Consider the following 12,579-nt stretch of genomic DNA (forward strand, 5'->3'; position numbering starts at 1 on the left):
TGCGCTGTCCCAAAGGGCAAGCGCATTGCCCGAAAAAGAAAACGCCCGCGCGGGCATCCCCGCACGGGCGTCGTCAACCTGTCGGATCGGGTCGGATCAGGCGATAGCGGCCTTGATCCGGTCGACCAGGTCGGTCTTTTCCCAGGTGAACAGCGCGCCTTCGGCTTCGCGGCCGAAATGCCCGTAAGCGGCGGTCTTCGAATAGATCGGCGCGTTCAGCTTCAGATGCTCGCGAATGCCCTTGGGCGTCAGGCGTACGAGCTTGGGAAGGGCGGCTTCCAGCTTGGCTTCGTCGACCGTGCCGGTGCCGTGCAGGTCGACATAGACCGACAGCGGTTCGGCGACGCCGATCGCGTAGGACAGCTGGATGGTGCAGCGCTTGGCCAGACCCGCCGCGACCACGTTCTTGGCGAGGTAGCGCGCGACATAGGCGGCCGAACGGTCGACCTTGGTCGGGTCCTTGCCGCTGAACGCGCCGCCGCCATGCGGGGCCGCGCCGCCGTACGTGTCGACGATGATCTTGCGGCCGGTCAGGCCGGCGTCACCGTCCGGGCCGCCGATTTCGAACAGGCCGGTCGGGTTGACGTAGATCTGCTTCTCTTCCGGCAGCCAGCCTTCGGGCAGGATGTCGGTGAGGACCGACTTCACATAGTCGCGAAGCTTGGCCTGGCCCGCCTCGTTCGACAGCTCGGCCGAGTGCTGGGTCGACACGACGATCGCGGTCGCGCGGACCGGCACGCCGTTCTCGTACTGCAGCGTCACCTGGCTCTTGGCGTCGGGCTCCAGGAAGGGAGCGGCGCCCGAATGGCGGTCGGCCGCCATCTTTTCCAGGATCTTGTGGCTGTAATAGAGGGTGGCGGGCATCAGGCCGGGCGTCTCGTCGGTCGCGTAACCGAACATGATGCCCTGGTCGCCAGCGCCTTCGTCCTTGTTGCCGCTCTCGTCCACGCCCATCGCGATGTGCGCCGACTGGGCGTGCAGGTTGTTCGAGAAGTCGAAGGTCTGCCAGTGGAAGCCCGACTGCTCATAGCCGATCCGCTTGACGGTATCGCGCACGGTCCGCTCGATCTCTTCCAGCGCGCCCTCGGCCCACTGGTCGTTCTCGAACACGCCCTTGCAGCGGATTTCACCCGCCAGCACGACCTTGTTGGTGGTGGTCAGGGTTTCGCAGGCGATACGCGCTTCCGAATCCTTGGACAGGAACAGGTCGACGATCGAGTCGCTGATCTGGTCTGCGACCTTGTCGGGGTGACCTTCGGAAACCGATTCCGAGGTAAAGATGTACGAGTTCCGCATTCCCGTCCTCATAAGGATATAAAGATAGCTTTATATCGGTCCTAGCGACCACGGCGGCGGAAGGCAACGCCGATCGCGGCCAGGCCTGCGGCGATGGCCAGCGCCATCATGTTGCCGATGCGCGAGAAGGGCGTGGGCGGCAGCGCGGCGGGCAGGGGGGCTTCGGCTGCGCCCGCCGTCTCGTGGGGCACGGTGGCGATCAGGCGGCCATCGGCGGCGATGATGGCCGAGATGCCCGTCGGGGTGGCGCGGATGATCGGCAGCCCCTCCTCGATCGCGCGCATCCGCGCCTGCGCCAGATGCTGGGGCGGCCCCCAGCGGCCGAACCAGGCGTCGTTGGACGGGTTGAAGAGCAGGCGCGGGTGATGCGCCTCGTCCACCACCTGCCCCGAAAAGATGATCTCGTAGCAGAGTTGCACCCCGACCGGCCCGAAGCCGGGCACGCGCAGGTTGCGCGGGCCGGGGCCGGGGGTGAAGTCCATGTCGCCGGGCACCAGCCGCGCCAGGCCCAGCGGCTTCAACAGCCACGGCATCGGCAGATATTCGCCATAGGGCACCAGATGCGCCTTGTCGTAGCGGCCGGTGATCCGGGCGGCGGGATCGATCGCAAAGACGCTGTTCGTCGCGCTGCTCACCCGGGCGCGGTCGGGCGAGAAGAGCAGGGCGGTCCCGCCGACCAGCGCGGTGTCGCGCGGGCCGAGCACACGGGCGATCTGGCGGCGCGTCCAGAAGGGCGGGGCATAGTTGAACCCGAAATAGGCCCAGTCGGGATAGCCGTCCTCGATCATGTCGCGCACGACGCCCTCGGGCCAGACGATCAGGCGCGGGCGGGGGCCGGGCCTTCCCGACAACTGGGTCAGTCGCTGGAGCAGCAGCGGTCCGTCGCTCTGCCCGCGCTGGTCCTGGCTGACATTGGGCTGGACCACGCGGACCAGCGGCGCGTCGGCTGCGGGTTCGGGCGCGCGGGTCAGCGGCGCGGAGAGGGCGGCGAGGCCGGTCGCGGGCACCATCACCGCCGCCAGATGCCAGTGCCGCCGAAGCGCCAGCCAGATGGCGCCCGCCAGCACCACGGTCAGCCCCGACAGCGCATAGGTGCCGACAAAGGCGCTCATCCGCGCCACGCCGATGACCGGCAGCCATGCGACCGACACCGGATCCCAGGCATAGCCGGTGAACAGTCGTGCGCGCAGATATTCGGTCGCGATCCACGCCGCGCCGAAGATCAGCACATAGGCCGCATCCGGTTGCCGCCCGCGCAACCGCCCGGACGCTCTCCACGCCACGCCCGCCGCCGCCATCGGGAAGACGGCCAGGTACAGCGCCAGCCCGACCGCGGCGAAATAGCCCAGCACCGGCGGCATCTTGTCCTGAAAGTCGAAGGCGTGCTGGAACCAGTTGTTGTTGACGGTGAAATGCCCGACCCCGAACGCCCAGCCGCGCCACAGGGCGCTCTTGATGGTCGGGGCCTCCTGCACCAGCGCCAGAAGGACGATCAGCCCGACCAGCAACAATGGCCAGAGGTCGAGCGGGGCAAAGCCACAGGCGGCAACGGCCCCGGCGATCAGGGCGAGGAGAGCGGGATAGCGGGTCACGGCGCTGGCTATGGCGCGGGCCTGTGACAGGAGCAATGCGGGATGTGTGTCGATCCCCCCCGGAACCGGGAGGCGGCAGGGCGCAGCCCTGACGGAGGGGGGCTTCCGCACAGGATGACCTTTGCCGCACGCCCCCTCCACCAGCCCGCGCTGGTTTCCCTCCGCGTGTCGGGGAGGAAAAGGTGGAAAAACCCGCCCCGCCGCCCTAGCTTTCCCCCATGACCCTGCGCCCCTTCCACCTCGCCTTCCCGGTCCACGACCTCGCCGCCGCCCGCCATTTCTACGGCGAAGTGCTGGGCTGTCCCGAGGGTCGATCCAGTGACCACTGGATCGACTTCGACCTGTTCGGGCACCAGATCGTCGCGCATCTCGATCCCGCCGCAAAGCCGGTTGCGGTGGAGAATGCGGTCGACGGCCATCAGGTGCCCGTACCGCATTTCGGTGTCGTCCTGACCATGGCCGAATGGGAAACGCTGGCCGCGCGGGTTGAGGCGGCGGGGGTGTCGTTCGGCATCGCCCCCTATGTCCGGTTCAAGGGACAGCCCGGCGAGCAGGCGACGATGTTCTTCCGCGACCCCAGCGGCAACGCCCTGGAATTCAAGGCCTTTGCCGACGACGCGATGCTCTTTGCCACGGAGATGACCGCATGAGCGCCCCCATTTCGCTCGATATCCCGCATCAGCTTGGCAAGGAGGGCGTGCGCCAGCGGCTGGACGGGGGTATCGGCAAGATCGGCCGCATGATCCCCGGCGGCGCCACCGTCGAGCATCGCTGGGACGGCGACACGATGCACTTCACCGTCGGCGCGATGGGCCAGTCGATCGGCGCCGAGGCGACCGTCTATGAGGACAAGGTCCATGCGGTGGTGAACCTGCCCGCCTTCCTGTCGCTCTTTTCCAGCCAGCTGGAGGCCGTGATCCGGTCGGAAGCGCCGAAGTTGTTGAAGTAGCCGTGATCGGCCTAGGCGCAGAGGGCGGGGAACTGACCGAAGCCGATGCCCCTGCCGTAGCGGACTTGTTTGTTCGTTGCGCCGACTATTTCCTGTTGCAGGACGGCGTGATGCCGGAACCAGCCGATGCCGTCGCGCTATTTGCGGACGTTCCGCCGGAGAAGGCCACAGGCGATCAAGTGGTCTTGGGCTGGCGCGATGATCGTGGCCTATACGCCGTCGCGGCGGTTCTTCGTGATTATCCGGGCGACGGCATCTGGTATCTCGGCCTGTTGGTGGTGGATGCCACCCGTCGCCGACTTGGTATTGGTCGATCTCTTTATGAAGCGATCGAGGCGTGGGCCGCAGCACGTGGTGCGCGACACATGCGATTGGCCGTACTGGAAGCCAATGTGGCAGGAGAACGCTTCTGGCGCGCGCTGGGCTTTGAGGAAATTCGCCGCGTCGGCCCTGACAAGTTCAAAGAGAAACGCCATTGCCGGGTCGAACTTGGTCGCTCCATAACAAGGCGTTTCTCTGAATTCACTTCGCCGCGCTGACCTTCCACACCACGTTGCCGACATCGTCTGCGACCAATAAACCGCCGGTCTTGTCGACGATCACGCCCACCGGCCGCCCCCGCGCCTCGCCCTTGGCGTTCAGGAAGCCGCCGACCACCTCGACCGGCTTGGCCTTCGGTACGGGGAACGCTCCCGCAAAGGGCACGAACACGACCTTGTAGCCCGAGGGGGGCTTGCGGTTCCACGAGCCATGCTCGCCGATGAACGCGCCGCGCGCGAATGTGTCGCCCAGCTTCGCGCCCTCGGAGAAGGTCAGGCCGAGCGCGGCGACGTGCGGCCCCAGCGCATAGTCGGGGCGCTTCACATATTGCTGGAGCGGCGGATTGGTTGGCTGGACGCGATTGTCGGGATAGCCGCCCCAATAATACCAGGGCCAGCCGAAGTGATCGCCGAATTCGATCTGGGTCAGATAATCGGGCACTAGGTCGGAGCCGAGCATGTCGCGCTCATTGACCACGGTCCATAGCCGCCCGTTGACCGGGTTCAGCGCCATGCCGTTCGGGTTACGCAGCCCACCCGCATAGACTCGCCAGTTCTTGTCCTTTGGCCAGACCTGCAGGATCGCGGCGCGGTTCTTTTCGGCGCCCAAGCCGTTTTCAGCGATATTGCTGGCCGAGCCGACCGACACGAACAGCGTCTTGCCATCGCCCGAAGCGATCACGTTGCGCGCCCAGTGATTGCCAGCCGGGCGCAGGGGCACGACCTTTTCCGGCTTGGCGGTGATCTTCGTCGCACCCTCCTGATACGGCACGCGGACCAGGGCGTCGGTGTCGGCGATGTAGAGCTGCCCGTCGAACAGCACCATGCCGAAGGGCGAGTTCAGCCCGGTCAGGAACGGCGTCTTCACGTCCGCCACGCCGTCGCCGTTCGTGTCGCGCAACAGGGTGATCCGGTTGGCCGACGGCACCGCCGCGCCTGCCCGGCCGAGGAAGACGTTCATCACCCGCTGCACGATCCCCGAACTGGGCCGCGGCGGCGAGTTGGTTTCGGCGACCAGCACATCGCCATTGGGCAGCTGGTACAGCCAGCGCGGATGGTCGAGGCCGCTGGCAAAGGCCTGGATGGCCAGCCCCGGCGCGACGCTGGGCCTGGCGCCGTTCGCCCAGCCGACCGGCTTGGCGATGTCGACCGTGGGTATCGTCTGCTCGCGCGGGGCCTCGATCGTCGGGCGCGCACCCGCGACCTGATCGACGCTCAACCGCGCGGTGTCGGGCCAGGCGAGCCAGGTGACGACACCGATACCGATCAGGACGATGATGCCGAGGACGATCAGGACATGTTTGCGCATGACCCGAGGATAGGGTGGGCACGGCGCGGGGGGAAGGGGAAAGCGTGACGTCGCGCTGGCCTTGGATCGCCTTTGTCGCCATCATCTCGGGCGCGTTCTGCAGGCTTGGGAGGGCATGTCATGCGCATGGAGGCAATGGAATGGGGTTTGGCGGCCGTGATGATGGCGGCCGTTCCGTCGACAGGAGAAGTCCAGGATCACGATCGGCCCGTACCCGCCCAGGGACGCGAAGTCGTGGTCGAGGCGGAGAGACTTCCACCGACCGACGCTCCACCGCCGCCGGGTATCACGATCCAGCCCGACCGGCTGACGAACCGTATTCTGGACGACAAGGCGCAGATGTTCGTGCGCTGCGCCCGGTTTTTTCCGGTCAAGCTGCTGCACCGGGTGATCGACGGAAAGCCGAACAGTCCGGCCCCCTTATTTGCGATGGACGGCTTCATCCGGGCCAATATGGCCTGTTGGCCAGACCTTCCGCCCCCGCCCATGTCTGCGCCGCCCGGTCTGGCGAGCTGCTGGCCGGTCGATACCAGCATGGGGCTGCCGGTATGCCGCAGCGTCTATGATCGGGGTGCCGTGCTGGAGGCGGCGATCGCCCGTTTCGCACCCGAGGCGGAACTGACGCCCCGGCAGGTCGATGATCCCGCCGTTCAGGCGCGGCTGGAGGCCATGGAGGCAAACCGGTTGTCGCTGGCCTATTCCGAAGAACGGCTTCGTGCCCGGGCGCTGCAATGTCTCGTATGGTCCGAACCGGAAAACACCACCCGGATGGTCCGCGCGCATGGCCATCCGGCGCTTCAGACCCAGTATCTCTATCGCATTCTCGATCAGGGGCGGCATTGCCTGGGTCGCCAGGGGCCGATCAAAGTCGAACCGCTCTATTTTCGGTACGCACTGACCGATGCCTTTTATCGCTGGGTCGTCGCGGCGCGCGGCGTTGATTCCCTGTTGCCGGTCGGGTGATCTACATGGTGTATCACCCGCGCCTGAATTTTGGCCGCCGGTGCCACGGGGAGCGCACCGGCGGCCGTCAAGGGCGCGAATGTCAGGGAGTTTATCCGCGCCCTCGAACTCGAAAGCCTTGGGAATGGTCGGCTATGGGGTAACGTATAGGGCAGGCGTATCGCCTGGGATAATAGATTAAAACGCCCTCTGTAATCGATTGAATGACTATGAGGGTGGAGAAGAAAACCAGAGGCAGACTGGACGGCAATCCCCCGATCGCCCGGATACCCGCTCCTATGGTCGGTTCAGCGGTGTGCAAACCAGCGCGCTTTCGATGTCCGGTCCGTGCAGCATGCGGTCGACCAAGGCGTCGCAGCCGAGGATGCGACCATTCTGGTCCGCGGTATGGAACGCTCGTTTCGCCGCTTCATGGTCGAGGAAATGCGCGGATCACTCGTCGACCGTGGCCACCGCCGGGTGCAGGCGCAGGCGGTGGATGCGACGCTCATCCGCCTCCGTCACCTCGATCCGCCAGCCGCTGGGATGGTCGATACAGGCGCCGACTTCCGGCACCTGCCCTGCCAGCACGGCGGTCAGGCCGCCCAGCGTGTCGACATCCTCCTCGGCCTCTTCGAGCTGCGGGTCGATGGCGCGGCCGACTTCCTCCAGCCCGACGCGCGCATCAGCGTCCCACGCCCCGCCGTCGAGCGGTATGAGCAGCGCCTGGGGCGCGTCGTCATGCTCGTCCTCGATCTCGCCGACGATCTCCTCGATCAGGTCCTCGATCGTCACGAGGCCCTCGGTCCCCGAATATTCGTCGAGCACGACGGCCAGATGCACGCGCTTCTGGCGCATGTCGGCCAGCAGATCGAGCGCGCCGCGCGACATGGGCACATAAAGCGGATCGCGGATCAGCCCGGCAAGGGTGGCGGGATGCTCCGCGCCGGTCGCCAGGATGTTGAATACGTCCTTGATATGAACCATGCCGATGATCGAATCGAGCGTCTCGCGATAGACGGGCAGGCGGCTGTGCCCGGCCTCGGCGAAGATCTGGACCAGATGGTCGAAGGTCGTCTGTTCCTCGACCGCGATGATGTCGGCGCGGGGTACGCCCACGTCGCCGGCATCACGCTCGCCGAAATGCAGCAGGTTGCGCACCATCTGCCGCTCCAGCGGGGTCAGGTCGCCCTTGGCATCGGGACCGGGATCGCCCTCATGCCGGTCGATCGCGTCTTCCAGCTGGTCGCGCAGCGACTCTTCCTGCTCACCGCCGAAGATCAGGCTTTTCAGCCCGTGCCAGATACTGGATTCGTTGGAGTCACCGTTGCCGGTGCTGCTACTGGGGCCGTCGGCCATCGGGGGATGTCAGTCCTCGCGCACTAGATAAGGGTCGTCGATGCCGAGACTGGCCAGCGCGTCGCGTTCGATCGCCTCCATCGCCTCCGCCTCGTCATCGTTCATATGGTCATAGCCTAGCAGATGCAGGACGCCATGCACCAGAAGATGAGTCGCATGGGTTTCGGCGGTAATCCCGCGCTCGGCCGCTTCCGCGATGCAGACGCCGTGCGCGAGCACGATGTCGCCCAGCAGGACCTCGCCATCGTCCGAATTCTGCGTCACCGTCTCGATCAGGTCGGGCTGCACCATCGGGAAGGACAGGACGTTGGTCGGCTTGTCCTTCTGCCGATACTGGCGGTTGAGCGAATGAACCTCGTCGTCGCTGGTCAGCCGCACGGAAATCTCGATCAGCGCGGGCGTGGTCAGCAACGGGCCGTATGGCGTCCGCTCGATCGCGGCGCGCGCGGCGCGGGTGGCGAGCGCCTCCCAGCTCTGCTCGTCGCCCAACCAGGGCTCTTCATGGATCAGCGCAATCTCGATCATCGGGGCCTTTCCGGATCAGCCAGGTCAGTAAGGGCGAAATCGTCGCCCTTGTACAAGAGTTCCGCGCGTTGGCTATGCGCGCAGGCATAGGCGAAACAATCACCCATGTTGAGGCGGGCGGGGTGGTGGCCCTTGCCGTAGCGGGCATGGGCGATGACGGCCTGCTCCACCTCCTCGGCGCCGATGGGTATCAGCCTTAGGCCAAGCGCGGTACGAAACCTTTCGACCTCGGCCCAGGCCAGTTCGGCGCTGGTATCCCGAGCACGACGGACTGCGGCCATCGTTTCCCAGAGCGCGACGGCGCTGGTCAGGCGCTGGTCATGATGGTCCAGGCGATCGGCAAGCGAGCCGACATCCGGTTCCTTGAGGATGATCGCAACCAGGGCCGATGCGTCGACGAACAGGGTCACAGGCCGCCCGAAAGATCGTCGTAAAATGCCTTGTCGATCACGATCCCTGTTGGTGGCGGCAGCGACGAGGTGCGGTGCAGTTCGGCGATGACGTCTCGCAACGGTCGCCGTTCCGGTTGGGCGGCTAGCCGGTTCGCCAACAACTCCGCCAACGCCCGCCGAATCGCCTCTTCCTCGCTGACGCCCAGCCGCTCGGCGGCGCGGGCTACCTGCTCGCGCGTTTCGGTGCCCAGCGTCAGCGGGGGATAGGGATCGCGTTCGGCCATGGCGGCATCCTATCTCAGGCGTTGGGTCCTTCATAGGCATCGACGATCCGCCCTACGATCGGATGGCGGACGACGTCGGCGGCGGTGAAGCGGCTCATCGCGATGCTCTCGATACCCTCCAGGCGACGCACCGCATCGGCCAAGCCCGAAGCCGCGACGCCGCCGGGCAGGTCGACCTGGTTGGGATCGCCACAGATGACCATGCGGCTGTTCTGGCCGAAGCGGGTCAGGAACATCTTCATCTGCGCGGGCGTGGTGTTCTGCGCTTCGTCGAGGATGACGAAGGCATCGGCCAGCGTCCGGCCGCGCATGAAGGCGATGGGCGCGATCTCGATCTCGCCGCTGGCGATGCGGCGCTCCACCTGCTCGGCGGGCAGGCAATCGTGCAACGCGTCGTAGAGCGGGCGCAGATAGGGATCGACCTTCTCCTTCATGTCACCGGGCAGAAAGCCCAGCTTCTCGCCCGCCTCGACCGCGGGGCGCGACAGGATCAGGCGCTGGACCGACCCGGTGATGAGCTGCGCCACCGCCTGCGCCACCGCCAGATAGGTCTTGCCGGTGCCCGCCGGGCCGAGCGCGAAGATCATGTCGTTGGACACGAGCTCCTTCATGTAATGCGCCTGGGCGGGGGTGCGCGGGACGATCGTCTTCTTGCGTGTGCGGATCATGACCGACGGGGTCGAGCTGCGCTCGGCGCTGAGGATGCCGTCGAGCGTCGGCTCGGACGCCATCGCGATCGAGGCGTCGACCAGCCCGGTATCGACCTCCTCGCCGCGCTGGATGCGGGCATAGAGGTCGTTCAGTACGTCGCGGGCCAGCGCGACCTGCTCGGCGGTCCCCTCCAACCCGACGCGGTTGCCGCGTGCGGTGATGTAGACGCCCAATCGATTCTCCAATGCGACCAGATTGCGGTCATATTGGCCGAACAGCTGCGCCAGCACTTGCGGCTTGTCGAAGCTGAGTTCCGCCCGGCTGCGTTCACCGGCCTGGGCGGGGAGGGGCTTGCGGCTCATGCGGTCCTTTCACCGTCAGTAGGTTTCCCCAAGATGGGGAGGCAAGGAGCGGAACGCCAGCGAAATTGCGTGACATAGGCGTGACGTTTGCAAGGTTTTTGGCGCGCAGAGGCGCAGAGGGTGCGGAGAAGAAGAGCACGGCGCGGCGGCCGGGAGACATTCTTCTTCCTCTGCGTCCTCTGCGCCTCTGCGCGATTAAAAAATTTGGGTTCGCGCGGAGACGCGGAGGCGCGGAGAGGGTGTATCCAGCCGCGATCTTGGCCCGTCTGCTTCAGGCGTATCAATAGAGGTCTTCCGGTCGCGAGGATCGGATGAAGCATCGACAAGCGAGACATCTCCGCGCCTCCGCGTCTCCGCGCGAACAAAATCGCGGAAGCGTGGGCGTAGGCTTCGACTTCGCTCAGCCCGAACGGAGGTTGGGGGTGGAAACGGGGCGGCGTTACGCCGCCGCCTTCACCTTGGCCTGGCCGGTCAGCGAGTTCGGTCCGGCCGCGACCAGTTCGACCTCGACCAGGTCGCCGATCTGGTGGTCGCCGATCAGGTGCACGGACTGCAACCAGGGCGACTTGCCGAGCATCTGGCCGGGCAGTTTGCCGCGCCGCTCCAGCAGGATGGTGCAGGTCCGCCCGACGCTGGCCAGATTGAACGCATGCTGGTCGCGATTGAGCGCGGCCTGCAGGCGCTGGAGCCGGTCGTCCATCACCTCAGCCGGGACCTGATCCGCCATCGTTGCGGCCGGAGTGCCGGGGCGGGGCGAGTATTTGAAGCTGAACGCCTGGGCATGGCCCATCGCGTCGACCAGGCTCAGCGTGTCGGCGAAGTCCGCCTCGGTCTCGCCGGGAAAGCCGACGATGAAATCGCCCGACAGCGCGATGTCGGGGCGCGCGGCGCGCACGCGGTCCATGACCCGCATATAGCTGTCGCGCGTATGCTGGCGGTTCATCGCCTTCAGGATGCGGTCGCTGCCCGACTGGACCGGCAGATGGAGGAAGGGCATCAGGCTTTCGACATCGCGATGCGCGTCGATCAACCCTTGCGTCATGTCGTTGGGATGGCTGGTCGTGTAACGGATGCGGTGCAGCCCCGGAATCCGGTCCAGCTCGCGGATCAGGCCGTGCAGGCCGCGATCGTCGGCGTCGTTCCACGCATTGACGTTCTGGCCCAGCAGCGTGATCTCGCGCGCGCCCGCATCGACCAGCGACCGCGCCTCGTCCATGATCGCCGAGAAGGACCGGCTGACCTCCGCACCGCGCGTATAGGGAACGACGCAATAGGTGCAGAATTTGTCGCAACCCTCCTGCACGGTCAGGAAGGCGGACGGGTTCACCTTGCGGCGGCCGGGCAGGTGGACGAACTTGGACTCGACGGGCATGTCGGTATCGAGCGCGGCTTCGCCCGCCGCCGCCCTGGCGACCAGATCGGGCAGGTTGTGATAGGCCTGCGGGCCGACGACCACATCGACCTTGGCACGGCGCACGATCTCGGCCCCCTCGGCCTGGGCGACGCAGCCCGCGACCGCGATCATCGGCTTGCGACCCTGCTCGCCCGCATCCTTGCGCAGGCGGCCGATCTCCGAATAGACCCGCTCGGTCGCGCGTTCGCGGATGTGGCAGGTGTTGAGCACCACCAGATCGGCGGCGCTGGCATCGTCGGTCGTCGTCAGCCCTTGCGCGGCCATCAGCTCGGCCATGCGCTCGCCGTCATAGACGTTCATCTGACAGCCGAAGGACTTGACGTGAAAGGTCTTGGGAGATGCGGGCATGACGCGGCCCTTATCGCAAAAGCCGCGCGCTCGCCAGCACTCCCCTATTCCTCCCCTTGCAGGGGAGGTGGCATCGCGCCAGCGATGACGGAGGGGTGTCGCACTCTCGATGGCGGGACACCCCTCCACCAGCTTCGCTGGTCCCCCTCCCCTTGCAGGGGAGGAATGCTTTTTGTCAGCCCTTTGGCAAACAGACCCGCGTTTCGTCGGCCATCTCGCTGCTCTGGCGATAGAGGTCGATAAAGGCGGAATAGGCCGCGTCACGGGCCGCCTGGGGCTTGGTCGCGCCATAGCGGGTGATCGTCACCGCTTCGGTATCGGTGACGACGGGGCCGCCAGCCCCTCTGGTCACCACGCGAACCAGCATGGTGCGGGTCGGATCGTTATGGCTGACATACCAGGCGTTATGCGCCGCCACCGCCTTGGCGAAGGTCACCCACTGGCCGGGCTTGATCCTGTTGTGACGGATCGTCGCGGGGACCGTGCCGCCGGGGCAGGGATTGGCCATCTGCGCGGTGGCGGCGGTCGTGGTCAGCAGGCTGGCGGCAACGAGAATCGTCTTGAGCATGGCGTCCCCCCGGAATGGCGCGCCGATCCTATCCCGGGGGCTCGCCGCC

14 protein-coding genes are annotated in these 12,579 nt (G+C 66.3%); 4 read left to right on the plus strand and 10 right to left on the minus strand.

All coding sequences use genetic code 11. The features are described 5' to 3' along the window. Nucleotides 1-96 precede the first annotated feature (96 nt). Nucleotides 97-1,296, minus strand: a complete 1,200-nt coding sequence (gene metK, locus SP5_RS13235; protein WP_042489576.1) for a methionine adenosyltransferase — start codon at nucleotides 1,294-1,296, stop codon at nucleotides 97-99. A 41-nt stretch (nucleotides 1,297-1,337) separates the two neighbouring features. Beyond that, complete coding sequence (gene lnt, locus SP5_RS13240; protein WP_042489579.1) at nucleotides 1,338-2,888, minus strand: apolipoprotein N-acyltransferase; 1,551 nt, start codon at nucleotides 2,886-2,888, stop codon at nucleotides 1,338-1,340. Nucleotides 2,889-3,106: 218 nt separating this feature from the next. Here lnt and SP5_RS13245 point away from each other — a divergent pair, with 218 nt between their 5' ends. From SP5_RS13245 to SP5_RS13255, 3 genes are read left to right on the plus strand one after another with little or no spacing between them, the layout of a single operon-like run. Then, nucleotides 3,107-3,538, plus strand: a complete 432-nt coding sequence (locus SP5_RS13245) for a VOC family protein (protein WP_042489581.1) — start codon at nucleotides 3,107-3,109, stop codon at nucleotides 3,536-3,538. Then, complete coding sequence (locus SP5_RS13250; RefSeq protein ID WP_042489584.1) at nucleotides 3,535-3,837, plus strand: polyhydroxyalkanoic acid system family protein; 303 nt, start codon at nucleotides 3,535-3,537, stop codon at nucleotides 3,835-3,837. Before SP5_RS13245 ends, SP5_RS13250 begins: the two co-directional genes overlap by 4 nt. Before the next feature lie 2 nt (nucleotides 3,838-3,839). Then, nucleotides 3,840-4,376, plus strand: coding sequence for a GNAT family N-acetyltransferase (locus SP5_RS13255; protein WP_042489586.1), 537 nt, complete (start codon nucleotides 3,840-3,842; stop codon nucleotides 4,374-4,376). Here the strand turns inward: SP5_RS13255 and SP5_RS13260 are convergent. Next, the gene (locus SP5_RS13260; RefSeq protein WP_042489587.1) at nucleotides 4,360-5,685 is read right to left on the minus strand and encodes a PQQ-dependent sugar dehydrogenase; all 1,326 of its coding nucleotides are present in this window, start codon (nucleotides 5,683-5,685) and stop codon (nucleotides 4,360-4,362) included. The two genes, SP5_RS13255 and SP5_RS13260, sit on opposite strands and share 17 nt — an antisense overlap. Before the next feature lie 120 nt (nucleotides 5,686-5,805). On the opposite strand from SP5_RS13260, the gene SP5_RS13265 reads away from it, so the two are divergent. Then, a complete protein-coding gene (locus SP5_RS13265) occupies nucleotides 5,806-6,648 on the plus strand; it encodes a hypothetical protein (protein ID WP_167334716.1) in 843 nt (280 codons plus the stop codon). 432 nt (nucleotides 6,649-7,080) lie between these two features. Here the strand turns inward: SP5_RS13265 and SP5_RS13270 are convergent, their stop codons facing one another. The 7 genes from SP5_RS13270 to SP5_RS13300 form a co-directional block, all read right to left on the minus strand. Further along, complete coding sequence (locus tag SP5_RS13270) at nucleotides 7,081-7,986, minus strand: hemolysin family protein (RefSeq protein ID WP_042489589.1); 906 nt, start codon at nucleotides 7,984-7,986, stop codon at nucleotides 7,081-7,083. Between the two features lie 9 nt (nucleotides 7,987-7,995). Next, nucleotides 7,996-8,511: an rRNA maturation RNase YbeY gene (gene ybeY, locus SP5_RS13275; protein ID WP_042489590.1), complete on the minus strand. Its 516-nt coding sequence runs from the start codon at nucleotides 8,509-8,511 to the stop codon at nucleotides 7,996-7,998. After that, entirely contained in the window at nucleotides 8,508-8,921 is a 414-nt protein-coding gene (locus SP5_RS13280; RefSeq protein ID WP_042489592.1) for a type II toxin-antitoxin system VapC family toxin, read from the minus strand. Before SP5_RS13280 ends, ybeY begins: the two co-directional genes overlap by 4 nt. Further along, complete coding sequence (locus tag SP5_RS13285) at nucleotides 8,918-9,187, minus strand: type II toxin-antitoxin system VapB family antitoxin (protein WP_042489594.1); 270 nt, start codon at nucleotides 9,185-9,187, stop codon at nucleotides 8,918-8,920. Before SP5_RS13285 ends, SP5_RS13280 begins: the two co-directional genes overlap by 4 nt. Nucleotides 9,188-9,201: 14 nt before the next feature. Further along, nucleotides 9,202-10,200: a PhoH family protein gene (locus tag SP5_RS13290; RefSeq protein ID WP_042489596.1), complete on the minus strand. Its 999-nt coding sequence runs from the start codon at nucleotides 10,198-10,200 to the stop codon at nucleotides 9,202-9,204. A 439-nt stretch (nucleotides 10,201-10,639) separates the two neighbouring features. Beyond that, a complete protein-coding gene (miaB, locus tag SP5_RS13295; protein ID WP_076710953.1) occupies nucleotides 10,640-11,962 on the minus strand; it encodes a tRNA (N6-isopentenyl adenosine(37)-C2)-methylthiotransferase MiaB in 1,323 nt (440 codons plus the stop codon). Between the two features lie 175 nt (nucleotides 11,963-12,137). Further along, on the minus strand, nucleotides 12,138-12,530 hold the full coding sequence (locus SP5_RS13300; RefSeq protein WP_042489598.1) for a hypothetical protein: 393 nt from the start codon (nucleotides 12,528-12,530) through the stop codon (nucleotides 12,138-12,140). Nucleotides 12,531-12,579: the final 49 nt, after the last annotated feature.

This window comes from Sphingomonas parapaucimobilis NBRC 15100 (genome assembly GCF_000787715.1).
GTDB lineage: Bacteria > Pseudomonadota > Alphaproteobacteria > Sphingomonadales > Sphingomonadaceae > Sphingomonas > Sphingomonas parapaucimobilis.